22 protein-coding genes are annotated in these 24,008 nt (G+C 30.6%); 9 read left to right on the top strand and 13 right to left on the bottom strand.

Annotation, left to right across the window (positions count from 1 at the left end):
• The first annotated feature begins 284 nt into the window (after positions 1-284).
• Positions 285-773 (top strand): thioredoxin family protein, encoded by a 489-nt coding sequence (locus WHD08_RS05590; RefSeq protein WP_208888901.1) that lies wholly within the window; start codon positions 285-287, stop codon positions 771-773.
• 125 nt (positions 774-898) lie between these two features.
• Here the strand turns inward: WHD08_RS05590 and WHD08_RS05585 are convergent, their stop codons facing one another.
• From WHD08_RS05585 to WHD08_RS05555, 7 genes are all read right to left on the bottom strand, one after another.
• Positions 899-1,999 (bottom strand): OmpA family protein, encoded by a 1,101-nt coding sequence (locus WHD08_RS05585; RefSeq protein WP_165730329.1) that lies wholly within the window; start codon positions 1,997-1,999, stop codon positions 899-901.
• A gap of 110 nt (positions 2,000-2,109) precedes the next feature.
• Positions 2,110-3,006, bottom strand: a complete 897-nt coding sequence (locus WHD08_RS05580) for a Ppx/GppA phosphatase family protein (protein WP_208888902.1) — start codon at positions 3,004-3,006, stop codon at positions 2,110-2,112.
• A 6-nt stretch (positions 3,007-3,012) separates the two neighbouring features.
• A complete protein-coding gene (locus WHD08_RS05575) occupies positions 3,013-3,501 on the bottom strand; it encodes a SixA phosphatase family protein (protein WP_165730332.1) in 489 nt (162 codons plus the stop codon).
• Positions 3,502-3,535: 34 nt separating this feature from the next.
• A complete protein-coding gene (gene pdxH, locus WHD08_RS05570) occupies positions 3,536-4,183 on the bottom strand; it encodes a pyridoxamine 5'-phosphate oxidase (RefSeq protein WP_208888903.1) in 648 nt (215 codons plus the stop codon).
• A gap of 68 nt (positions 4,184-4,251) precedes the next feature.
• On the bottom strand, positions 4,252-5,439 hold the full coding sequence (locus tag WHD08_RS05565; RefSeq protein ID WP_208888904.1) for an NAD(P)/FAD-dependent oxidoreductase: 1,188 nt from the start codon (positions 5,437-5,439) through the stop codon (positions 4,252-4,254).
• Positions 5,440-5,616: 177 nt separating this feature from the next.
• Positions 5,617-8,172 carry an AAA family ATPase gene (locus WHD08_RS05560; protein WP_208888905.1) on the bottom strand — a complete coding sequence of 852 codons (2,556 nt, stop codon included), beginning with the start codon at positions 8,170-8,172 and terminating at the stop codon, positions 5,617-5,619.
• A 127-nt stretch (positions 8,173-8,299) separates the two neighbouring features.
• A complete protein-coding gene (locus WHD08_RS05555) occupies positions 8,300-9,730 on the bottom strand; it encodes a sodium:solute symporter (RefSeq protein ID WP_208888906.1) in 1,431 nt (476 codons plus the stop codon).
• Positions 9,731-9,836: 106 nt separating this feature from the next.
• Here WHD08_RS05555 and recR point away from each other — a divergent pair, with 106 nt between their 5' ends.
• Positions 9,837-10,454, top strand: a complete 618-nt coding sequence (recR, locus tag WHD08_RS05550; protein ID WP_208888907.1) for a recombination mediator RecR — start codon at positions 9,837-9,839, stop codon at positions 10,452-10,454.
• 182 nt (positions 10,455-10,636) lie between these two features.
• Here the strand turns inward: recR and WHD08_RS05545 are convergent, their stop codons facing one another.
• The 6 genes from WHD08_RS05545 to WHD08_RS05520 form a co-directional block, all read right to left on the bottom strand.
• Positions 10,637-10,939 (bottom strand): type II toxin-antitoxin system RelE/ParE family toxin, encoded by a 303-nt coding sequence (locus WHD08_RS05545; protein WP_208888908.1) that lies wholly within the window; start codon positions 10,937-10,939, stop codon positions 10,637-10,639.
• Positions 10,923-11,156 carry a hypothetical protein gene (locus WHD08_RS05540; RefSeq protein ID WP_208888909.1) on the bottom strand — a complete coding sequence of 78 codons (234 nt, stop codon included), beginning with the start codon at positions 11,154-11,156 and terminating at the stop codon, positions 10,923-10,925. The genes WHD08_RS05545 and WHD08_RS05540 overlap by 17 nt, the downstream gene beginning before the upstream one ends.
• A 46-nt stretch (positions 11,157-11,202) precedes the next feature.
• Positions 11,203-11,796: a CopD family protein gene (locus WHD08_RS05535; RefSeq protein WP_208888910.1), complete on the bottom strand. Its 594-nt coding sequence runs from the start codon at positions 11,794-11,796 to the stop codon at positions 11,203-11,205.
• A 226-nt stretch (positions 11,797-12,022) separates the two neighbouring features.
• Positions 12,023-13,039, bottom strand: a complete 1,017-nt coding sequence (gene hemH, locus WHD08_RS05530) for a ferrochelatase (RefSeq protein ID WP_208888911.1) — start codon at positions 13,037-13,039, stop codon at positions 12,023-12,025.
• Positions 13,040-13,150: 111 nt separating this feature from the next.
• Positions 13,151-13,666, bottom strand: a complete 516-nt coding sequence (locus tag WHD08_RS05525) for a TrmH family RNA methyltransferase (protein ID WP_208888912.1) — start codon at positions 13,664-13,666, stop codon at positions 13,151-13,153.
• A 77-nt stretch (positions 13,667-13,743) separates the two neighbouring features.
• Positions 13,744-14,628 (bottom strand): helix-turn-helix domain-containing protein, encoded by an 885-nt coding sequence (locus tag WHD08_RS05520; RefSeq protein WP_165730352.1) that lies wholly within the window; start codon positions 14,626-14,628, stop codon positions 13,744-13,746.
• Positions 14,629-14,832: 204 nt separating this feature from the next.
• Here WHD08_RS05520 and hemA point away from each other — a divergent pair, with 204 nt between their 5' ends.
• The 7 genes from hemA to hemE all read left to right on the top strand — a co-directional run bounded on the left by hemA (position 14,833) and on the right by hemE (position 23,865).
• Positions 14,833-16,068, top strand: a complete 1,236-nt coding sequence (gene hemA / locus WHD08_RS05515) for a glutamyl-tRNA reductase (RefSeq protein WP_208888913.1) — start codon at positions 14,833-14,835, stop codon at positions 16,066-16,068.
• Positions 16,069-16,079: 11 nt separating this feature from the next.
• The gene (gene hemC / locus WHD08_RS05510; RefSeq protein WP_208888914.1) at positions 16,080-17,672 is read left to right on the top strand and encodes a hydroxymethylbilane synthase; all 1,593 of its coding nucleotides are present in this window, start codon (positions 16,080-16,082) and stop codon (positions 17,670-17,672) included.
• A gap of 312 nt (positions 17,673-17,984) precedes the next feature.
• Positions 17,985-18,950, top strand: coding sequence for a porphobilinogen synthase (gene hemB / locus WHD08_RS05505; RefSeq protein ID WP_208891227.1), 966 nt, complete (start codon positions 17,985-17,987; stop codon positions 18,948-18,950).
• Positions 18,951-19,030: 80 nt separating this feature from the next.
• Positions 19,031-20,323, top strand: coding sequence for a glutamate-1-semialdehyde 2,1-aminomutase (gene hemL, locus WHD08_RS05500; RefSeq protein ID WP_208888915.1), 1,293 nt, complete (start codon positions 19,031-19,033; stop codon positions 20,321-20,323).
• Positions 20,324-20,331: 8 nt separating this feature from the next.
• Positions 20,332-22,083 carry a TrkH family potassium uptake protein gene (locus WHD08_RS05495; RefSeq protein ID WP_208888916.1) on the top strand — a complete coding sequence of 584 codons (1,752 nt, stop codon included), beginning with the start codon at positions 20,332-20,334 and terminating at the stop codon, positions 22,081-22,083.
• A gap of 35 nt (positions 22,084-22,118) precedes the next feature.
• A complete protein-coding gene (locus WHD08_RS05490; protein ID WP_208888917.1) occupies positions 22,119-22,835 on the top strand; it encodes a potassium channel family protein in 717 nt (238 codons plus the stop codon).
• A gap of 1 nt (position 22,836) precedes the next feature.
• A complete protein-coding gene (hemE, locus tag WHD08_RS05485; protein WP_208888918.1) occupies positions 22,837-23,865 on the top strand; it encodes a uroporphyrinogen decarboxylase in 1,029 nt (342 codons plus the stop codon).
• The last annotated feature ends 143 nt before the right edge of the window (positions 23,866-24,008 follow it).

Raw genomic sequence — 24,008 nt, 5'->3', positions numbered from 1 at the left:
AACAGTTATCTTGAAAAATGTTTAAATTTTTTATATATTTGTATTTATTCTGACGATAATACATAATAATTAAATTGGGGGATTGAATTTATTATATTCTAAGAATAACCTAAGGTCGTAATTTTTTAATTACGGCTTTTTGTTTTTTCATTCCTAATGTTCTTTACCAGATTTACCTTTTAAATGGAGAGATATTATCCTTTTTAAATTCCTAATTAAGGTGAATTTTCTATGGAGTTTTTTTTATGGTATTATTTTTGATATTTTTGATGAAATTACCATTCATGAAAAAAGTTATTTTAGGATTTATTATTTGTTTTTTTTCCTTTACATATATTGTGGCACAAGAACAGCCTACAGAAGAGCAAGAAGTTAATTTAGAAGAATCAGTTCATATAAACTGGGAACCTTCTTATACTGATGCTTTAAAGAAGTCTAAAAAAGAAAATAAACCAGTACTTATTTATTTTACAGGATCAGATTGGTGTGGTCCATGTATTGTTTTAGATAAGAAACTTTTTCATACAGAAAAATTTAAGGCTATTGCAGATAAAGACTTAGTATTGTATGAGGCAGATAGTCCTAGAAATATAGATTTAATTTCTCCGGAGATGTTAGAGGCAAATAATGAATTAAAAAGAAAATTTAAAATAAGATCTTTTCCTACGTTAGTGTTTGTAAATCACAAAGGAAAAATGATTGGCTATAAAAAAGGGTTAATTCTTACCGATTATTATTACCCTTTTATTCAATCTGTTATCGAAAATTATTGAAAAAATATACTTATAACTTAACAACACTTTCTGTTATAGGTTCTTATATCTAGTTTTATTGCATAAAAAAACCGAAGCAATATGCTTCGGTTTTTGTTGTTCTAAATTATATTAGAAAAATAAAATTATTTTTCATTTACTACTCTAAATGTAGTTCTTCTATTAGCTCTGTGTTGCGCCTCTGTACAAGAAACACCATCAGCACATCTGTTAGTTAATTTAGCTTCACCGTAACCATTACCAGTTAATTTACTTGGGTTAATACCTTTAGAAATTAAATAGTTAGTTACTGCTTGAGCTCTTCTTTCAGACAAGTCTTGGTTAGATGATTTAGTACCTCTAGAGTCTGTATGAGATTCTAAAGCTACAGATACACCAGTTTTTAAAACAGGTAATAATCTTGTATCGATAATTCCTTTTGCTGTAGAAGTTAAAGTAGCGCTTCCTAAATTCCAGTTAATTGGTAAAATTGTATTGTTTACTAATTCACATTCAACCTCTTTCCAAGTTGTTAATCCACCTTTATTAACTAAAATTTCTTTAGTAACCGTTTTGTATTTAGCATCAACAGTAACTTCTTCTTGCCATGCATCTTTTACTAAAACTGTTTTATTGATGCTTCCATATTCTGCAGGAATCTCAATAGATTTAGTAGTAGGTGGCGTTACCATTACTTTAGTAGTATATGTTTTATCATATCCAGGAACTTTGTTAGATACAGTAGTTGCGTCTTTATCTAATTTAGTTAAAGGTACTGTTACATATTGAGCAGCAACAGGTACAAAACACCAGTATCTACAATCGTTAGGATCGCTAGATTCACAATCAGGTGCTTTTTCACTCATTTCCCAATTAGCAGAAGCAGCTTTTGTTTCTATTGTTTGAGAATCTGAATTAAAAGTAGCATTAACTACACTTAACTTATTTGCATCTACTTTGGCAGTATAGCTAACTGTTTTGTTTTCCCATACAGCAGGTACAACAACTAAACGTTGTCCAGCTTCTTTAACTAATACTCTTTCAGTTACTGTATTGTATTCTGCAGGATGCGTAACAATTTTCTTGTAAGCCGGAGCTACTTCTATTGTAACATCTTCGTTTTTCCAAACTTCTGGAGTTTTACATCGAACATAACACTTTCCTGGTTCTGGATTCTGTGGTAAGTCTTGAGCAAACGCTGTTGCTCCAAACATTAATAATGTAGCACTTAGTAAAATTTTTTTCATAATAAACTTGTATTTTGTGTTAATAGTTCAGTTTTATGACACAAACTTTTTTAGTAAGTCACATCACGTTACCCAAAAATACAAATTATGTTAAAGAAATCATAAAAAAATCACAACTTATTGTAAAATAAGCTTTTAATGATACCGTCAGACAGTCCAATTTTAGGGACATAAATTTTTCTAGCTCCACTCCATTTCATAGCAGACAAGTAAATTTTGGTTGCTGGTATAATAACATCTGCTCTATCTGGGTTTAAACTTAACTCAGAGATGCGTTCATCATACGTCATTTGTTTTAAGAATTGATACTGAGCATTCAGATAAATATAAGAAATAGGTTTTCCTTCTGCTCGTCCAGACATTTTAAATAACTTATTAATGTTACCGCCAGAACCAATTAAAGATACTTTCTTTAAATCTTTAGTATTTTTCTTTATCCATTTTTCTACGTTGGCAAAAATTTCTTTGTTCACAGCTTTTTTGTTACTTAACAAACGTACTGTTCCCATTTTAAAAGATTTAGAAGTAAGAATTTTACCTTCAGAAAATATGGTAAACTCTGTACTACCACCACCAACATCAACATAAAGGTAAGAGTTATCACCTTGTATTAATTGATTTAGATCTGTAGATGAAATTATAGCGGCTTCTTCTTTACCTCCAATAATATCAATTTTAACACCAGTTTCTTTAAAAATTTTTTCAACAACTTCCTTACCGTTTTCTGCTTCTCGCATCGCAGAAGTTGCACAGGCTTTATATCTTTCTACACCATTTACATCCATTAATAACTTAAATGCTTCCATAGCATTAATCATTCTGGTGATGTTTTTCTCGCAGATAATTCCACCAACAAAAGCATCTGCTCCTAAACGAATAGGAACACGTACTAAAGAAGATTTTTTAAACTGAGGCTCTTTGTCGTCAGATACTATAACGTTGGATATTAGTAATCTAATTGCATTTGATCCAATATCTATAGCTCCATATTTCTTAATTTCTAACAAACTATTTTATTTATGGTTCTTAGGGAATTCTATCATAAACGTTTTCCCTTTTTTTATGTTTTTCCAATGTTTATCTTCAAACTGAATACCTACAACTCCGCAAGTAGATACATGCGAAATAGGTTTGTTACCAAACTTATTTACAAAGGTATTAATACCGTGATCATGGCTAAAAATGATAGCAGAATTAAAACCATCGTCTAAAGCATTTACTGTTTTTACTAAATAACCGTCGCTAAAGCTGTACAATTGTCTTTTTACTTGAAGGTTAGATAAAGGAAACTCGAAGTTTTCACAAAAAATAATTGCTGTATGTAGCGCTCTGTTGGCACTACTTGATACAAAAACATCTGGTCTGTCTATTTCTGTTGATAAGAATTTAGACATTAAATGTGCGTCTTTTATGCCGCGTTTTTTTAGAGGTCTGTCAATATCTTCTATTCCTGAGTATTCCCAAGAAGATTTTGCGTGCCTAACAATGTATAAAGTTTTCATTCAATTCTAATTGTTGAGTTGTAAATATAAATATTTATGGTGCTAATCTTTCTTTTTTCCAAGAAAAATCTTCTTCTAAGGTATATCTTATTCTATCATGCATTCTATTTGGTCTCCCTTGCCAAAATTCTATAGAAATTGGTTTTACCAAATAACCGCCCCAATGCTTAGGTCTAAGTATTTCTTTTCCTTCAAATTGGTTTTCAAAAGTCTTTAAATTACCATCTAATTCTTCTCTAGAGCTAACTACAGCACTTTGGTTAGATGCCCAGGCACCTAATTTGCTACCGTCTGGTCTAGAATCAAAATAACCGTCAGATAAGTTTTCGGCTAATATTTCTGCGTTTCCCTTTATAATAATCTGTTGTTCTAGCGCAGGCCAGAAGAAAGACAAACAAATATTGTTATTGGCAGCAATTGCTTTTCCTTTTTCCGAATTGTAATTGGTGTAAAATATAAAGCCTTCCCAAGTGAATTTTTTTAATAAAACAACTCTACTTTTAGGGAAACCATCTAAACCAATGGAAGATACAGTCATGGCATTACTTTCATCTACCATGTTTGATGTATCGGCTTTTAGAAACCAAGTCTGGAAAAATTCCATGGGATTTTCTGGACAAGTACTTTCTAAAAGTTCTTGTTTTTCGTAGGATTTTCTGTAATTACTTAAATCTTTAGACATTATATATAAATTCTATACAGTAAAAATACAGAATATTTTAAGAGTATTAACACTCTAAAACAGCCTTTTTAAAGATTTTTATTGATATGTTTTGCTAGATAAACTCCAGAACTTGCACAACCCTGAATTAAATATCCTCCAGTTGGAGCATCCCAATTTAACATTTCTCCAATACAAAATTGATTTGGGATTTTATCTAATTGAAAATGAGTGTCTACAGCATTTATGTCAATTCCACCAACGGTAGAAATCGCTGCATTTAACTTACCTAAGTCTGTAATTTCTAAAGGAAAATTTTTAATGTTTTTTGATAAAACTGCTGCATTTAAATAGTCTTCTTTAGAAAGATAAATTTTAAGTAAATCTATTTGTGAAGTGCTTAATTTTAATCCTTTCTTTAAAATTTGAGTAGTATTTTTAAAAGATGAATTTACAATTTTATTATTTACATCTTCCAAAGAAAAAGTAGGCTTAAAATCGATGTAAACCATTGCTTTTTCTTCGGATTTTAGTTGTGCTCTAATCTGCGGACTCAAGGCGTAAATAGCATTTCCTTCTATTCCGAATTTGGTAATTACAGCTTCTCCTTTTTGTGTTTTGTCAGCACAAGAAATAGCAATATTTTTCAAAGGATTTCCTTCATTCTGTTTGATGAATTCTGGATTCCAATCAATTTTAAAAGCACAGTTAGAAGCTTCAAATGGTAGTGTTTTTATGCCTTTTTCTTGAAATGTTTCTAACCAACTTCCGTCAGAACCAGTAATTTTCCAACTAGCGCCACCTAAAGAGAAAGCCGTGTAATCAGAATGAATAATCTTGTCATTGATTATTAAATTACTTTCTACATCCCAACCAGAAAAAGTGTGTTCGTATTTAAAAACGATTCCTTTTTCTTTTAAATGATTTAAAATAGTATTTAAAACGGTTATTGGTTTTATTCCTTCTTCTGGATAAATTCTCTTGCTACTGCCGATATAGGTAGGAATTCCAATGGATTGTAGCCAATTTCTAAAATCATCATTGGTGAATTTTAATAAAGCATTTTTTAAAACATCATTAGGAGTATAACGTTCAATAAAATCTAGAATAGGTTCTGAATGTGTCAAATTAAAACCACCTTTTCCGGCAACCAAAAGTTTTCTACCTGCTGTTTTATTTTTTTCATAAATAGTAACATCAAATTTTTTAATATCTAAAAACGCTGCTAAGAGTAGGGCGGAAGGTCCGGAGCCAATGATTGAAATTGATTTTTTCATATTATTTATAAAATGATATATGCTTGTTTTTTTTATTGAATTTGCTAACGGTTTAGAATATGGAAAGTTGCGCTTTTGAAAACGCAATTTTCCGATGTTTAAAATTATGTTTTTATGTTTTATCTTATTTAATTTAGCGATTTTTTAGCCCCATTGTTACCTGCTGTGCATTTTATACTAATTTAAAAAAGAACTTCTTATCGCGATAAAATTATCAAAATCTGATTTTAATTCGATAAGAGTAGGGTCATTATGAATCTGTTCAGGATTACTATGCCCTTTAATATAACCGCAACATCTTTCAAATATCTCATTAAGTTTTTCTTTATGCTGATTCAGTTTTATTCCGTCCACTTTAAGAAAAGATGTTAATGCAATATTTTTCTGATATCTTTTTACAGTTCCTTGAAATATATCAATTTCTACAAATAATTCTATTGCAGAACGTAAATACCCATAACCATCTTCTGCTAAATCAGTTTCAGATTTTCCTTTAGGGGTATTATTTAGAATGGTATTTATTTTACCGGTATAGCTTTTAACTTTATTAATTTCTTCTTCGGCTTCAGTAACAAACCCTGTTTCTTTAAAATTATTTTTAGTGTTGTAAAATTTATATTTGAGTGATTTAAAACTTGATTGTTTACTAAAATGTAAAAAACTATTGAACAATAAAACACTGTGTGTAAAAATAACTACTTGCCTTTCCTTTGAAAGTTTAATAAGTCTTTTTGCTACATCATCGATTATATTATGATCTAAACTATTAACGGGATCATCAAAAATAACAGGAGCTTTAATATTGTCTAATTGTAATTCAGTTAGAAATTCTGAAAGTGCAATCGCCTTTTGTTCTCCTTCGCTCAATATATCTGTAAGAGAATATGAGTTGATTTTATGTGAAATTTTAGAATTACCTCGATTTGTCCCAAAACTTAAATCAATTTTAAGATGTGATTTTCTGAACGATTTAAGCTCATCTTTAAAAAGGACTCCAAAATTTGATTGAACTAATTCATCTCTTGCTTCGCTGGTTTTTCGGCTAATTGAATTAGTATTAAATTTATTTATATTCGAATTTAGAATTGAAAGAACTTTATGATTCGAAATTACTTGTTTAATTTCAGTTGTTTTTTTTGATATAAACTTTCTATCTTTAAGTTCATTAATTTTACTCTTTAATTGAGTTTCTTTTTGACCTAGGTTAAGTAATAATTCTTTTTTTATTTTTAAAGTTTCGTTTATATTTTCTTTTTTCTCGTTGAATATTTTTAAGTATTTGTCATAATCAAAATTAAAGGTTGATTCTTTATCAACTTTTTCTTTTGTAAAGGTAGTTTTCAGTTTATCCAAAATTTTATTGTACTCTGTAATTTCATTAGGTTGGATAGCTTCATTATCACAATTTAATCCATAAGTTGATTGATGAAAATTTAAACTAGTATCAATTTTTTTAATTTGATTTATTAAAAGTAATTTTTTCTCTTTGATGACTTCTAAATTTGCCTCTGTCTTATCATTCAATAAATTTCTATAATTGTCTAGTAATTCTTTAGCTGTACTTTGAAGCGGTTGTAAACAATAAACACAATTATCTTGTTCCGTTGGATAATCAGGTTTATCAATAATTTTAATATATTCCTCTGCGGATTTAAGAAATGTTTGGAATTGTTGAGTTTCGTAAAAATCAATTCCATTTGATTCTGCAATTTCTTTAATCCCTTTTTTCGTTTTACTCTCTAAAACCTTAATTTGTTCGTTAAAATTAATTAAGATTTCCCAATTTTCTTTATTTAATAGGGTTTTAGCTTCATTAATACTTTTTTTAATCGTAGATAACTCTAGAATGGAGGAATTAATATTTTCAATTTCTTTTTGAAGAAGTGTTTTATTTAAATCCTTTAATTCATTCTCACTATCTTTTAATTCGTTCTCTCGTAAGTTAGAAAAAGTTGATATTTGAGTTAGAGTTAAATCTGAGGAAGTTTTAGATAAAGATGAAATATATTTTTTCTGGATCGTGTCTTTATTCAAACTATCTACCCAAGGTAATAAAGTTGGATAGTTACTAATTTTTATATTAAATAAATCTTGTAATTTATTTAATTCAGAAGTTACTAAGTTAAATAGATGAAAACCAATAGGAGTAACTATCAGTTGTCTATCAGATAGTGTGATTTGAACACAATTATTATTAAAAACAGAAATATTTTCTAAATCGGTATTTTTGTTACTTCCATTCCAATTAAAAACTTGACTGTTACTATTTGTTTTGAATTTTATATCAGCTGATTGAGGTTGGCTACCTGAATAAATATCTGAAAGTATATTGTTGTGGCTGTCATAACTATAACCAAGAGTTTTTAATATTCTTCCATATCCTGTTTTACCTGTTCCATTCTCTCCAAAAATAACAGTAAGATTTTCACTAAATTGTATTGATTGATTTTTGGCGAGTCTATTAACTCCTTGAATATTTGATAAAGTTTCTAATTCAATTTTTTTATTAGTAGGAGTATAACTTGGTTTTATAGTTTTTAAAGGTGTTAATCCTGAATGTAGTTTTATGGATTGCAAGAAATAGTCAAATACTAATTGTCTATCTGTATTAATTAAATCATTTTCTGTTTGTACAATCTTGCTTATTAAAAGTTTACTCCACTCTCCATTATTTTCAGCCCATTCCCATAGAAAATCAACTATGGTTTTTTTATTAGTTGTTGTTGAAGCCATATTTTATTTATCTTTTTCATTTATTTTTTTTAAGCCTTGTAGGTAGCTAAATTGTTATCAAACGGTTTAATGTTTAACATCACAAGTTAACGAATTTATCTAAAAATAAGCTTAGAAACAACCCAAATTACTTCTTTGCTAAATACAATCCAATAAAGGTTAAAAAGCCGTTTAAAACCAATACAAAAAAGCCAAAGTCGAAACCAAGTTTTTCTTTAGAGTAAAAACTAATTACATACGTAAGAATCGGAGCAATGATGCAAATGGCAGGTATCAATTTATCTTTTACTTTTATTTTAGTAAACATTCCAAAAGCATATAAACCTAATAAAGGTCCGTACGTATAACCTGCAAACGTGAATATTTTTGCAATAACACTAGCATCAGCAATAAAATATTTAAAGATTAGAATGGTTGCAATCAATACAAAAGAGAATATAATATGAATCTTCTTTCTAATTTTTTCTTGTTCGTTTTTATCTTTCTTTTTATCAATCTCTAAAATATCGATACTAAAAGAAGTGGTTAATGAAGTTAAGGCCGAATCTGCACTAGAATAAGCTGCTGCAATTAAACCCAATAAAAAGAATAGGGCAGTAGCCAAACCTAAGTTTCCTTGTGTTGCAATAATTGGAAAAAGCTCGTCTTTGTGAGCTTCAATTCCTGCTTGTTGTGCGTAATCTGTTAATAAAATACCTAATGCTAAAAAGAAAAAGTTGACAATTACCAACACAATTGTAAACCAAAACATGTTTTTCTGCGCATCTTTTAAATTTCTACAGGTTAAGTTTTTTTGCATCATATCTTGGTCTAAACCCGTCATTACAACAGCAATAAAAGCACCCGATAAAAACTGCTTCCAGAAATAATTTCCAGCTTTTATGTCATCAAAAAAGAAAGTTTTAGACATTTCGCTATCGGCAACATAGGTAAATAGATTGTCAATTTTCATTTCGCTAGAAATGGTGTAGATACAAACGCCTACCGCAATTAGCATAAATAAAGTTTGTAAAGTATCTGTCCATACAATGGTTTTGATACCTCCTTTAAAAGTATATAACCAAATTAATAAAATAGTAATGGAAACAGTTACCCAAAACGGAACGCCGTAAGCATCAAATAAAATTGCTTGTAACACATTTGCAACTAAAAAGAGTCTGAACGCAGCGCCAACGATTCTAGAAAGTAAAAAGAAACTAGCGCCAGTTTTGTAAGAATAATTACCAAAACGATCTTGTAAATAGGTGTAAATAGAAGTTAGATTCAGTTTGTAATACAACGGAAGTAAAACCAAACCAATAATTGCATACCCAACAACATACCCTAAAACCATTTGAAAATAGCTCATAGAATCTGTTTCTACCCAACCAGGAACCGAGATAAAGGTAACGCCAGAAAGTGAAGCGCCAATCATACCAAAAGCAACTAAATACCAAGGTGAAGAGTTATCTGCCTTAAAAAAGGTTTTATTGTCTGCAGATTTTCCGGTGAGGTAAGAAATACCGATTAATACCGTAAAATAAGCGACTATTAAAAGGAGTATGTAAAGTGGTTGCATTAGATAAATTACGAATTACGATTTAACAATTACGAAGATATACTTTTTAAAAATTTTAAAGGATTAATTCGTAAATGATAATTGATAATTCGTAATTTTGACGGCTATGGATTTTTCATCAAAACTTTTAGAAAACGCCGTAAATGAAGTTTCTCGCTTACCAGGAATTGGTAAAAGAACTGCATTGCGTTTGGTATTACATTTATTAAAACAACCTTCGGATAATACCAAGTTTTTATCGGAGGCTTTATTGCATTTAAGAAATGATGTAAAGAATTGTGAAAAGTGTCACAATATTTCTGATACAGCTTTGTGTGATATCTGTAATAATGTAAAAAGAAATCCAGAGATAGTCTGTGTGGTAGAGGATATTAGAGATGTAATGGCGATAGAAAGCACCTCTCAATTTAATGGATTGTATCATGTTTTAGGAGGAAAGATTTCTCCTATTGAAGGAATTGGTCCTCAGAATTTAAAAATAGAAAGCTTAGTAAAAAAAGTGGAAAGCGGAGAAGTAAAAGAATTGATTTTTGCTTTAAGTTCTACCATGGAAGGCGATACAACCAATTTCTATATTTTTAAACAAATAGAAAAATTTGAAATTACTACGAGTACAATTGCACGTGGAATTTCTGTTGGTGATGAATTAGAATATGCAGATGAAGTTACTTTAGGTAGGTCTATAGTAAATAGAATTCCGTTTGAGCAAAGTATAAGAGGGTAATTTAGTTTACAGTTTTCAGTAGCAGTTTACAGTGAGTAACTGAGACTGTTTACAGAAAAAGATCATGTTTTTATTCTGAAAGTTACGTTGTTTTTAAGTAATTAGTTTACTACATAAAACATAGATAAAAAAGACGTTTATTTTTATAAGTAAACTACAAGTAGCAATTTTTAATAATGGTATTATAATTTTATTTTATTCGGATTTTTATGATTTGAAAATAATGATATAATCTCAATACTTTCATTATTTATTAGATAGTACAAAGTGTTATGTTTTTCCACAACTGCTCTTCGAATTCCTTTTTTACCTAACGAAGTAGGGAATATTTCAGGTGATTTTGAAATTAATTCTATTGTATGATCTAGTTTGGCTGAAAATATTCTCAATTCTTTTTCTGTCCATTTGTTTTCTAAATATCCTATAGTTTGTTCTAATTCAGAAAGTGCGTGGTCAGTCCAAAAGATTTTAAAGCCACTTTTCATAAATCTTTTTTGCATTAGAATGAGAAGTTAATTTTCCATTTTCCGCATCAAGTAAACCTTTTTTAATAGATTCTCTTTCTGCTACTGAAATTTCATTCCACCAGTCTGTTTTCTCTTTTTCTCTAATTTTTATTAGTTTGTCAATTAAAGAAACATCGTTTAGAGTTGATAACCATTGTATCAATTCAATTTTTTTATTTTGAAGATTTATATCCATATTGTAAAGTTACAAATTTCATTTTATATTCTTTGTAAGAGTGTTTTTACTTGTGCTCATTTTCTTTGATGTCTTCCAACACCTCTCTCTCGGCTTTTTCCCAAGATTTCTTTTCTCTAATTTTTTTGTAGAGTCTAATACCTAGCATTAATAAAACTCCAAAAAGAATGATTCCTGCAACGCCCCAAATCCAGTTGATGGCAGATTGTAACGTAACTAAAAAGACCACTGCAAAAAGGATAAGTGTTGCCACCTCATTCCATATTCTTAATTTTAAAGCAGAATATTTTATGATATCGTTTTGTAGTTGCTTGTATATTTTCTGACAAGAGTAATGGTAGAAGTATAAGGCTAAAACAAAGGTTAGCTTAACGTGCATCCAAGGCATCTCTAAATAAATTGGATTTTTATACAACATCCAAAATGCAAAAAAACTTGCCAAAATTGCGGAAGGCCAAGTAATCATATACCACAACCTTTTGCTCATTAATTTATATTGCGTTTGTAAAATTTCTTTAGCAGGTTCTGGTTTTTTTTCTGCTTCTACATGGTAAATAAATAAGCGAATTATGTAAAATAAACCCGCAAACCAAGTTACTACGAAGATAATATGTAATGCTTTTACGTAAAGGAAATCCATAATATGGGTATAATTTTAAATTAAGCTTTTAGCCTGCAAACAAGTTTAGCCCTGATTGAAATGGCATCCTTTTTTCTGTCAGTTCGAGTGAATTTGCTTTTTTTGCAAATTAGTATCGAGAACAGAAGAAAAAAGATATAATGTAAAGCAGGAAATAGCTTCTAATAATTTTACTAGAATTAATGTTTTTTACAAACTTCAGTTGCTTACAGAGACTGACTACTGTTTACTTCTTTCTCCAGTCGTTAATCCATTTTACCATCACATCTACCCAATCGTCATTATCGTTCATACAAGGGATGTGTTTATAATCTGTACCACCAAATTTTAAGAATTCGTCTTTTCCTTCCATTGCAATTTCTTCTAAAGTTTCTAAACAATCTGCAACAAATGCAGGGGTAATTACGGCTAGTTTCTTTTTACCTTCTCCTGGAAATTTCTCGATTTCAAAATCGGTATATGGTTTTAACCAAGGGTCTTTTAATAAACGAGATTGAAAAGAATTGCTGTACATACCTTCTTTTAAATTTAAGGTTTTCGCAATTTCTTTGGTCGTTTCAAAACACTGGTGTCTGTAACATGTGTGGTGTGCAACCGAATTACGTTCGCAACAAGAACCGTCTATTTTACAGTGGTTTTTGGTAACATCAGATTTCATGATATGACGCTCTGGAATTCCGTGATAAGAAAACAAAATATGATCATAATCAAACCCTTCTAAATGATTTGCAATGTTGTTACTCATTGCTTTTATATAATCTGGTTCATTATAAAAAGCAGGTAAAACGTCTAATTTTACTTGCGGATATTTCTCTGCTAAAATTTCTTCAGCCTTTACAACAACCGTTTCATAAGAAGACATGGCGTAATGCGGATATAATGGTGCTAAAAAGATTTCTGTAACTCCTTTATCGACCAATTCTTTAATCCCTTTTTCCATGGTCATAGAACCATAACGCATAGCTAAAGCCACCGGAAGGTCTACTTTTTTAATTACTTTATCTGTAAATCTTTGAGATATTACCACTAACGGAGAACCTTCTTTCCACCAGATTTTTTTATAAGCAGCACCTGCTTTTTTTGGTCTTGTTTGTAAGATAATTCCGTTAATTAGCAACCAACGTTTCCAATACGGAATGTCAATTACACGTTCATCCATTAAAAATTCTCCTAAATAATTTTTAACGTCTTGTGTCTCTGTAGAGTCTGGTGATCCTAAATTGTTAAGTAATATTCCCTTCATTTAAAAAAGTTTCAAAGCTTCAAAATTTCAAGTTTTTAGGTTGAAAAATAGACTTTTGTTATTTTGTTTTTTGTTCTGAACTTGTTTCAGAATTTAATTTTTGCTTACTGCTTACTGCTTACTGCTTACTGCCAACTGGTTTGTAACTTCATACAACGTAATCGCTAAACTATGTATTACATTCATACTAGAGTTTCTACCGTACATTGGTATTGCAATTGTTTCGTCTAGTAAATTGATGTTTTCAATTCCGTTTCTTTCGCTCCCCAAAAGTAATACGATTTTTTCATAATTTTTAAAATTAAAATCTTGAATATCGATACTTTTATCAGTAATCTCTATACCAATAATGGTGTTTCCTTCTTGCTTTAATTGCTGTATTAGCGCATCAAAATTGTTGTAAACGTCATGTTCAATTTGATTTACGGTATTTCTTGCCGTCTTTTTTACAATTCTATTTTCTGTGGTAGGTGAATTCTCATGAAAATAAATTTTTTGCACTCCAAAACTTTCCGAAATTCTAAAACACATTCCTATGTTTTCTGGTGTTCTAATGGCATCACAAACAATTGTTATTGGAAATTGCTTTTGATTATTTTCTATGTCGTAATGTGTAAGTTGTTCCAATTTTTTAATTTTGATTACTGATTACTGATTACTGATTACTGATTACTGATTACTGATTACTGATTACTGATTACTGATTACTCTTTCAAACTCATTACATACTTCTTAGGCGTTGTGCCAAATTTCTTTTTAAAGGCTGCAATAAAATGGCTAGAGGTACTATAACCAACTTTTACACCAACTTCATTTACATTATATTGATTGCTCTCTAGTAATTTTCTAGCGTATTCCATTTTATAATCAAACAGAAAACTATAAACGGTATCTCCGTAAATTTGTTTAAAACCTTCTTTTAATTTTTTAATGTTCAAACCAATTTCATTCGCTAGTTCTTGTAAACTTGGTGGTTCAGATAATCTTGCAATAATAATTTCTTTGGCTTTTCTAATTTTTAAAACATTTTGTTCATCTACTAAAAACGGACAAAATTCACCTTCCGGATTTTCTTCTTTCTGAAAATGGATGCTTAACAATTCGTATACTTTACCTCTAACATATAAATCTCTAATAGAGTTATTTGTTTTAGAATTGATAATTTGTTGTAAAATAATAGAAACAGTTGGTTTTATTTCTGTGTCGTCGTAATATTTCTTGTTACTGTTCTCATTACTTAAAAAAGGAATGTAACCAGATTCTTTAGAAAATAAAGAGTGAAATTTTTCGATAGAAATTAACAATGATACCAATGTAGTTTTTGGTTGAATCTCTAAATTGATTGGTAAAACCCCTTGAGGATTGTATAATAAAATTGCTCTATTGTCTAGAACGTCAAAAGAGTAGGTGCCATTATTGAATAAAAATTTAGATTTACCTCTTAAACAAAAGTGGATTTGTATAAAGGCATTATTTATTTTCCTTTCAAAGTTTTCTACTTCTTTACTTTCGTTCTGAAAATGAAGCACATAAAACCCTTTTTCTAAAGTAATTTCTTCAAATGTACTTTCTCCGACATTTTTGAACATATCTTATCTTTTTAGTTTCATTTTTTTTATTTAGAATCATTCTATATAAAAAGAAATAAAAACTCAATTACGTAGCAAAAGTAATGCTTTTCGGGTGTTTTATGGATAAAAATTAATTAAAAAACATATAACGATATAAATAGTCCTTTAAGCGACATTTTTTTCTAATTGAAGTTTATACTTTTGTCCAACTTTTAGAATAATATGCAAGAGCACAGGCAAGAGCACTTTTATAATATTGGCGTTAGTTACAAAAAAGCGGATGCTAACACACGTGGAAAATTTTCTTTATCAAAAGAAAATCAAATTTCGTTGTTAAAACTTTCAAAAGAGAGAGGGTATAAAGGGGTCTTTATTATCTCTACCTGCAACAGAACAGAAATAAGTGGTTTTGCAGAAAGACCATGTCAACTAATAGAATTGTTGTGTGAGTTTTCTGAAGGAACCATTCAGGAGTTCTCTAAAGTTTCTAATGTTTATAAAAACCAAGAAGCAATACATCAGTTATTTAGAATTGGTACCGGCTTAGAAAGTCAGATTTTAGGAGATTACGAAATTGTAGGGCAATTAAGACAGTCTTACAAAGTAGCAAAATCTTTAAAAACGACCAATGCGTATTCAGAAAGGTTGATTAACTCTGTATTGCAAGCAAGTAAAAGAGTTAAAAATGAAACAAGATTAAGCTCTGGGACAACCTCTGTTTCTTATGCTGCTATTCAATATCTTATTAAACATTTACCAGATTATAATTCTAAAAATATTTTAGTTTTTGGTTTGGGTAAAATGGGGAAGTACACTTGTAAAAACCTAGCAGAATACACACAAAATAAATCTGTTTGTCTAATTAATAGAACGGAAGAGAAAACAACAGAATTTGTAAAAGAACATGCTACTATTAGAAAATCAGTAATAGAAAACTTATCTGATGAAATAGAAAAAGCAGATGTTTTAATTGTTTCTACAGGAGCAGATAAACCTACTATTACAAAAGAACTTATTGCTAAAAATAAAGATTTATTAATTTTAGATTTATCGATGCCCGAAAACGTGGCAAAAGATGTTGCTGATTTTAAAGATGTTACTTTAGTAAATATAGATGAGCTTTCTAAAATTACACATGAAACTTTAGCGGTTCGTCAGCAAGAAGTACCGTATGCAGAAGCAATTATAGAGACTCATAAAGCAGAGTTTAATGAATGGTTAAACCATAGAAGGTTTACGCCTGCAATTGCTGCTTTAAAGAAATCATTAGAAAATATTACAACTGACGAAATTAATTTTCAGAAGAAAAAAATAGCTGGTTTTGATGAAAGTCAGGCAGAAATTTTAACGTCACGTTTTATACAGAAAATAACCACCCAATTTGTGAAACACTTAAAAGATGAAGAAACATCTGTTACACAAAGCTTACAAGTAATTAATAAGGTTTTTAAATCTTAATCAAAAACTCCATGCAGAAAATAATAAAAATAGGAACTCGTGATAGCGAATTAGCGCTTTGGCAAGCTAATAAAGTGCGCAAAGAATTAAAAGAATTAGGCTATGAGTCTGTAATTGTTCCTATAAAATCTTTAGGAGATATTGTTTTAGACAAACCCTTATATGATTTAGGAGTTACAGGTGTCTTTACTAAAAATTTAGATGTTGCTATGTTAAATGGTGATATTGATATTGCTGTACATTCTCTTAAAGATGTACCTACAGTTTTACCAGAAGGAATTACACAAGCAGCTGTTTTAAGGCGTGATGATTATTCTGATGTTTTACTATTAAAAGGAAATGAAGAGTTTTTTGGACAACCAGGTGGAATTATTGCAACCGGAAGTTTGCGTAGAAAAGCAATGTGGTTAGATAGATATCCAACACATAAGGTAGAAGGTTTAAGAGGAAATGTAAATACTCGTTTACAGAAATTAGAAGAAAGTGAAACTTGGGATGGAGCTATTTTTGCTGCTGCAGGTTTATACCGTATTGGAAAAAAACCAGAAGACGCTATTAGTCTTTCTTGGATGACTCCTGCACCAGGACAAGGTACAATTATGGTTACTTGTTTACAAAAAGATGATTATTCTTTAGATGCTTGTGAGCAATTAAACCATAAAGAAACAGAAATATGTACAACAATAGAACGTGAGTTTTTACATCTTTTAGAAGGTGGTTGTTCTGCACCAATTGGTGCTGTTGCTTATATTGATGGAAAAACAGAAGAGATAAGCTTTAGAGGCGTTTTATTAAAAAAAGATGGTTCTAAAAAGATTTCAGTTGCTAAAACAGCAAAAGTTGGTAGCCATCGTTATTTAGCTAAAGATTGTGCAGATTATGTAATTAACAAAGGTGGAAAAGAATTAATGGCAGAAGACGCAGAAGATGCTGTTGAAACATTACAAAATATATTTTCTACAAAGAAACTTTCTGAGCTTCAAAAAGAAATTTTATCAGAAGAAATTGGTATAAAAGATAGCGATTTTATTAAAATCCGTTTTAATAGAATTCCTGCTAAGGTGATGAAAAACGAAATAAAAAACGTTATTATCACAAGTCAGAATGGAGTGGAAGCACTTTTAAATTCTTTCACAAGAGATGAAATGAATTTTAAGAATATTTACTGTGTAGGTAGAAGAACTAAAAAACTGATTGAAAACAGAATTGGTAAAGTTGCACATGCTGCAAAAAATGCTAAGAAATTAGCGGAATACTTAGCAGAAGAATTAGACACTAAAAAAGTAACTTATTTTTGTAGTAATCTAAGGTTAGATGTTTTACCAGCTTCTTTAAAAGCTGAAGGTATACAAGTAACTGAAATAGAGGCTTACAAGACCATGTTAAGTTCAGAAAAAATTGATGATGAAGTTTCTGGAGTTTTGTTTTACAGTCCATCAGGAATTGAAAGCTATTTAGAAGAAAACAACCCAGATAGAGTTGCTTTTTGTATTGGAGAAACTACAGCAGTAGAAGCAAGAAAATATTTTGAAAAAGTAGAAGTAGCAAACATGCCAAGTGTAGATAGTCTTCTAGAATTGGTGAACTTGTATTATTCAAGATAAAGACGTATTTCCTGCAAGGGATATAAATTTATAGGTATTAAAAAAGATAATTATTTGGGCGTTTTAATGGGCTTTACACTATATCTTTTTTCGAATAAGAAAAAAGGAAGAAGCCTGTGTTGAGGGAAGTCGAAAGGTTTCAATCTCTAATGCATATTACAAGTTTACAAATATTCTGCAAGTTTTTTAAATCCTTGTAGAATTGGTGAACTTGTATTATTCAAAATAATAAAGAATGTCTCCTCGAGCGCAGTCGAGAGTTTTTTATAAATTAGGTCTCGACTGCGCTCGACCTGACATAAGTAAAAATTGATGTTTAGAACTCGTAGATTAAGAAAAACAGAAGGAATTAGAAGATTAGTTAGAGAAACTAAAGTATCTGTAGACGATTTTATTTATCCACTTTTTATTGAAGAAGGAGAAAATATAGAAACTGAAATTGTTTCTATGCCAGGAATCAAACGTTTTTCTTTAGATCGGATTTCTAAAGAATTAGATGAGGTGGTTGAATTAAATATTCCTGCTGTTTTGTTATTCGGAATTCCATCTACAAAAGATGATGAAGGAACAGAAACTTGGAATGATAACGGAATTATGCAACAAGCAATTCGTTTTATCAAGAAAAACTACCCAAGTTTATATGTAATTACAGACGTTTGTTTTTGTGAATATACTTCTCACGGTCATTGCGGAATTATTCATGACAATGATGTAGATAATGACGCTACGTTAGTCAATATTGCTAAACAAGTTATATCGCATGCAAAAGCAGGTGTAGATATGGTTGCGCCATCTGGAATGATGGACGGAACGATTGATATGATTCGTCAGTCTTTAGACAATACAGGCTTTGTAGACTTACCAATTATGGCGTATGCTGTAAAATATTCATCGGCTTTTTACGGTCCTTTTAGAGATGCTGCAGATTCTGCACCAACCTTTGGAGACAGAAGAACCTATCAAATGGATCCTGCAAACAGAGACGAGGGAATGCGTGAAGCAACTTTTGACGATCAAGAAGGAGCTGATATCTTAATGGTAAAACCAGCATTGTCTTATTTAGATATTATTAGAGATTTAAAAAACAATTTCGACCGTCCGATTGCATGTTACAATGTAAGTGGGGAATATGCAATGGTAAAAGCCGCGGCAGAAAAAGGTTGGATTGATGGTGAAAAAGTAATGATGGAAAGCTTACTGTCTATGAAAAGAGCAGGAGCTGATATTATTATTACGTATTTTGCTAAAGAAGCAGCAAGAGTACTGTTGAGAAAATAAAGTTACAATGTCACCTCGAGCGCAGTCGAGAGGTTTTATAAAGGTCTCGACTGCGCTCGACCAGACAAAAATCTAGAAAAATGGAATTCAAGAAATCAGAAAAATTATATAAAAAAGGATTAAAAAATCTTGTTGGAGCGGTAAATTCTCCTGTAAGAGCCTTTTCATCAGTTGGAGGAAATCCGTTGTTTATCAAAAAAGCAAAAGGAACTAAAATTACCGATGTTGATGGTAATAAATATATAGATTTAGTACTTTCTTACGGGCCAATGATTTTAGGTCACAGACATAAAAAAGTACAAAAAGCTGTTGAAAAAGCATTACAAAAAGGATATTCTTTTGGTGCATCAACAGAAAACGAAATAAAATTAGCAAAAATAGTTTGTGATGCTTTTCCAGGAATGGATAAAGTCCGTTTTGTAAATTCTGGTACAGAAGCTGTTTTAAGCGGAATCCGTTTGGCAAGAGCATTTACCGGAAAAGATAAAATTATAAAATTTGCAGGTTGTTACCATGGGCATCAAGATGCGTTATTAGTCGCTGCAGGTTCTGGTTTAATGACTTTAAGTTTACCCGGTTCTAAAGGAGTTCCTGAAGGAGCTGTTAAGAACACATTAATTTCTAATTATAACGATTTAGAAAGTGTAAAAAAACATTTTGAAAACGACGACAATATTGCAGGAGTAATTATTGAACCAATTGCAGGTAATATGGGAGTTGTTGTTCCTGAAGATAATTTCTTAGTAGAATTAAAAAAATACTTAGAATCTAAAGGAGCCTTATTAATTGTAGATGAGGTAATGACAGGTTTCCGTTCTAAGTTTGGTGGAGCGCAAGAATTATTAGGCGTAGAAGCAGATATTACGTGTTTAGGTAAAGTTATTGGTGGAGGTTTCCCCGTAGGAGCTTACGGAGCAAGAGAAGAAATTATGCAAGAAGTTGCGCCTTTAGGCGGAATGTATCAAGCAGGAACGTTAAGTGGAAATCCAATTGCAATGGCAGGTGGAATTGCAACTTTAACGGAACTGAAAAAGCAAAATCCGTATAAACAATTTGAAGAAACTGGTGCTATTTTAGAAGTAATTTTATTAGAAACGGCTAAGAAATACAATGTAGCTTTAACAGTAAATAGATTTGGTTCTATGTTAAATCCTTTCTTTGTAAATAGTGAAGTTACCAACTTTGTAGAAGCACAATTATCAGATACTAAAAAGTTTGCAGTGTTTTTCTGGGAAATGATTAGAAACGGAGTTTTCTTACCTCCAAGTCAGTTTGAAGCATGGTTTTTATCATCAGCTTTATCAGACAAGGATATTAAGAAAATAAGTAAAGCTATTGATGCAGGAATGAAAAAGGTTGCAGAAAGTAATTAAGTATTAAAATGCCTAAATTAAGAAAACAATCATTACTAAATTACATTTATCGGTTTTTCGATATTATTGTATTGTTTTTTATTGTTTTTGATTTTGGTTACGATCATGCAGATAACTTTACATCACCACATGTTTTTGGATTAATCGTTTTATCTACCGCATTATTGGTGTTTAACGCCATTAAGTTTTTTGCTGGAAAATATAAGAAAACCAAGAATATTGCATTAGTAAACATTGCAATTATTGCTGTTTTACTTATTATTTCTATTGTTGTTTCTGTTGTTCATTTTAATAATGATTATCATTTTATCTTACAGAAAATAAAACCAACTCTAGAGTTTGGGCTTATTTTATACTTTCTTTTAAGGTTACTTGTTTTAGTTCGCTACATTTATGAAGTTTACTTTAACCCTGCTATTGTATTTGTAGGGAGTTTTTTCATTTTAGCTGTTTTAGGAGCATTCTTATTGATGCTACCAAGTGCTACCTCTAATGGAATAACATTTACAAATGCTCTTTTTACGGCTACAAGTTCGGTTTGTGTTACGGGTTTAGCTGTTTTAGATACCAGTCATGATTTTACCACGATAGGACAATCTATTATATTGGTTTTAATTCAATTAGGTGGGTTAGGGATTTTGACTTTTACCTCATTTTTTGCTTTTTTTTTTAGAGGAAGTTCTTCCTTTAAAGAAGGTTTAAATACACGCGATTTTCTTGCTCAAGAAGGATTGAAAGATGTTTTTAGAGCGGCATTGAATGTAGTTGCCTTTACGGTTGTTTTAGAACTAATTGGTGCGGTATTTATCTATTTTTCAGTGGCAGATAATATGGTAATTAAAAACAAGTTGTTCTTTTCTGTATTTCATTCTATTTCAGCATTTTGTAATGCCGGTTTTTCTATTATTCCTTCTGGATTATTTCAAGAAAGTATCCGTTTTAATTATAGCTTTCAATGGGTTATTATGATGCTTATTATTTTTGGTGGTTTAGGGCACAATATTATATTTAATTTCTACAAAAAAATTAAAATATCGGTTATAGAGTTATTTCAAAAAAATACGATACATAAACGCGTGCCAATTATTACATTAAATACAAAAATTGTAATCTATACTACGGCTATCTTGCTTGTTACGGGGTGGGTGTTTTTCTTTATTTCAGAATATAATAATACGATGCTAGAGCATACTACAATTGTAGGTAAACTCACAAATGCTGCGTTTAATTCGGTAAGTCCTAGAACAGCTGGGTTTAATGTGATAGATTATAGCCAAATGACTGTGCCATCATTATTGTTTGTAATATTTTTAATGTGGGTTGGAGCCTCTCCTGCATCAACAGGAGGTGGTGTAAAAACAAGCACTATTGCATTAGCAACATTAAATATTTTTACGGTTTCTAGAGGTAAAAGTCGTACAGAAATATTTGGAAAACGGATTTCATCAGAATCAACAAGTAGAGCCTTTGCAATTTTATGTATCTCGCTTATTGTAATTGGAACTGCTATTCTGGCTTTATTAATTTTTGAACCCAAAGACACTCCAATATTATCTGTTATTTTTGAATGTTTTTCGGCATATAGTACCGTTGGATTAAGCTTAAATTTTACGCCCATATTAACAGAGTCTAGCAAATACGTTATCATTTTGGTCATGTTTATAGGTAGAATAGGAATGCTCAATTTAATGATTGGTTTATTACGACAAATCAATCATCAATTTTATGAATATCCAAAAGAAAATATTTTAATTAACTAAGGCTAGTTTATAACGAATTAAATAAATTTATACAAATGAAAATAATAGTTATTGGACTTGGAAATTTTGGACACGCACTCGCATTAAGGCTAACCGAAACTGGCAACGAAGTAATTGCTATAGACAAACAAATGGAGAAAATTAACTTATTAAAAGACCAAGTTTCTCATGCCATTTGTATGGATTCTACCAATGAACTAGCTTACAATGCGGTACCATTAAAAGATGCCGATAAGGTTATTGTTGCTATTGGGGAGAATGAAGGAGCCGCAATTATTACCACAGCAATTGTAAAAAAACTATGTGATGTAAAAATTATCAGTCGTGCATTATCTTCTATTCATGATACAGTGCTCGAAGCGATGGGAGTATACGCTATTATACATCCAGAACAAGATTCAGCAAACCGATTAACCAAGCAAATCAATTTTAAATCTACTTTAGAAAACTATCAATTGGACGATAATTTTACGATTTCAGAAGTAAAAGCAAAAAAAGATTTTATTGGTAAAACATTAAAAGAATTAGATACCACAAATAAATATCAACTGACCTTAATTACTATTATTCGTGAGAAATATGAACGAAATTTTATGGGTAAAAAACATAGTGTTAAACAGAGTATTGGGCGAGTAAATTCAGAAACCATAGTGATGGAAAATGACGTTTTAGTGGTGTATGGAAATAATAAAGATATAGAAAATTACTGCTTAGGGGAAGAAGAATACAACCTAGGTAACAAAAACATATAAGATGATAAAAAACGATTTATTTTTAAGAGCTTTAAAAGGAGAAACTGTAGACCGTCCACCAGTTTGGATGATGCGTCAAGCAGGTAGATATTTACCAGAATTTCAAGAAATCAAGAAAAAGTACGATTTTTTTACACGTTGCCAAACTCCAGAGTTAGCATCAGAAATTACGGTGCAACCAATTCGTAGATACGGAATGGATGCTGCAATTCTGTTTTCAGATATCTTGGTAATTCCACAAGCAATGAATATTCATGTGGAAATGAAACCAGATTTCGGACCTTATTTACCGAATCCAATTCGTACTCAAAAAGATTTAGATTCCGTAATTGTTCCAGATATTCAAGATACTTTAGGCTATGTTATGGAAGCTATTAAAGCAACCAAAGAAAAGCTGAATGATGAAGTGCCATTAATCGGTTTTGCAGGTTCACCTTGGACAATTCTTTGTTATTGTGTACAAGGACAAGGTTCTAAAAACTTTGATAAAGCAAAAGAATTATGTTTCACAAACCCTGTGGTAGCACATTCTTTATTACAAAAAATTACAGACACAACTATTGCGTATTTAAAAGCAAAAGTTGAAGCTGGTGTAGATGCCGTTCAGGTTTTTGATTCTTGGGGAGGAATGTTATCTCCAGTAGATTATCAAGAATTTTCTTGGCAATATATGCAGCAAATTATCGATGCTTTAAAAGATAGTACTCCGGTAATTGCTTTTGGTAAAGGTTGTTGGTTTGCTTTAGACGAGATGTCTAAATCTGGCGCTTCGGCTTTAGGTGTAGATTGGACGTGTTCTCCAAAAACTGCCCGTAAATTGTCTGGAGGCAATATTACTTTACAAGGTAATTTCGATCCTACAAGATTGTTTTCGCCACCGGAAGTTATTAAAACAATGGTACATCAAATGATTAATGAATTTGGTAAAGACAAGTTAGTTGTAAACCTTGGTCATGGTATTTTACCTAACATTCCGTTAGAAAATGCAAAAGCATTTATAGACGCGGTAAAAGAGTATAAAGCTTCATAAAATAAATATTTGGGCGTTACTTTGTGTTGAAAAAACAACACAAAGTCGCGCTTTACATTATATCTTTTTTAATTTGTTCTCGATACAAATTTGCAAAAAAGCAAATTTACTCGAACTGACATTAAAAAAGGATGCCATTTCAA

The organism is Polaribacter sejongensis, from assembly GCF_038024065.1.
Classification (GTDB): domain Bacteria; phylum Bacteroidota; class Bacteroidia; order Flavobacteriales; family Flavobacteriaceae; genus Polaribacter; species Polaribacter sejongensis.
This window is presented reverse-complemented; position numbering and strand designations above follow the sequence as displayed.

Bases quoted from the DNA above. Each gene is read 5' to 3' on its own strand.
- hemL (WP_208888915.1), top strand. From the start codon at position 19,031: ATGGAATTCAAGAAATCAGAAAAATTATATAAAAAAGGATTAAAAAAT.
- pdxH (WP_208888903.1), bottom strand. From the start codon at position 4,183: ATGTCTAAAGATTTAAGTAATTACAGAAAATCCTACGAAAAACAAGAA.
- recR (WP_208888907.1), top strand. From the start codon at position 9,837: ATGGATTTTTCATCAAAACTTTTAGAAAACGCCGTAAATGAAGTTTCT.
- hemA (WP_208888913.1), top strand. From the start codon at position 14,833: ATGCAAGAGCACAGGCAAGAGCACTTTTATAATATTGGCGTTAGTTAC.
- WHD08_RS05560 (WP_208888905.1), bottom strand. From the start codon at position 8,172: ATGGCTTCAACAACAACTAATAAAAAAACCATAGTTGATTTTCTATGG.
- hemB (WP_208891227.1), top strand. From the start codon at position 17,985: ATGTTTAGAACTCGTAGATTAAGAAAAACAGAAGGAATTAGAAGATTA.
- WHD08_RS05535 (WP_208888910.1), bottom strand. From the start codon at position 11,796: ATGGATTTCCTTTACGTAAAAGCATTACATATTATCTTCGTAGTAACT.
- WHD08_RS05555 (WP_208888906.1), bottom strand. From the start codon at position 9,730: ATGCAACCACTTTACATACTCCTTTTAATAGTCGCTTATTTTACGGTA.
- WHD08_RS05590 (WP_208888901.1), top strand. From the start codon at position 285: ATGAAAAAAGTTATTTTAGGATTTATTATTTGTTTTTTTTCCTTTACA.
- WHD08_RS05575 (WP_165730332.1), bottom strand. From the start codon at position 3,501: ATGAAAACTTTATACATTGTTAGGCACGCAAAATCTTCTTGGGAATAC.
- WHD08_RS05495 (WP_208888916.1), top strand. From the start codon at position 20,332: ATGCCTAAATTAAGAAAACAATCATTACTAAATTACATTTATCGGTTT.
- hemC (WP_208888914.1), top strand. From the start codon at position 16,080: ATGCAGAAAATAATAAAAATAGGAACTCGTGATAGCGAATTAGCGCTT.
- WHD08_RS05545 (WP_208888908.1), bottom strand. From the start codon at position 10,939: ATGAAAAGTGGCTTTAAAATCTTTTGGACTGACCACGCACTTTCTGAA.
- WHD08_RS05490 (WP_208888917.1), top strand. From the start codon at position 22,119: ATGAAAATAATAGTTATTGGACTTGGAAATTTTGGACACGCACTCGCA.
- WHD08_RS05540 (WP_208888909.1), bottom strand. From the start codon at position 11,156: ATGGATATAAATCTTCAAAATAAAAAAATTGAATTGATACAATGGTTA.
- WHD08_RS05585 (WP_165730329.1), bottom strand. From the start codon at position 1,999: ATGAAAAAAATTTTACTAAGTGCTACATTATTAATGTTTGGAGCAACA.
- hemE (WP_208888918.1), top strand. From the start codon at position 22,837: ATGATAAAAAACGATTTATTTTTAAGAGCTTTAAAAGGAGAAACTGTA.
- WHD08_RS05565 (WP_208888904.1), bottom strand. From the start codon at position 5,439: ATGAAAAAATCAATTTCAATCATTGGCTCCGGACCTTCCGCCCTACTC.
- hemH (WP_208888911.1), bottom strand. From the start codon at position 13,039: ATGAAGGGAATATTACTTAACAATTTAGGATCACCAGACTCTACAGAG.
- WHD08_RS05520 (WP_165730352.1), bottom strand. From the start codon at position 14,628: ATGTTCAAAAATGTCGGAGAAAGTACATTTGAAGAAATTACTTTAGAA.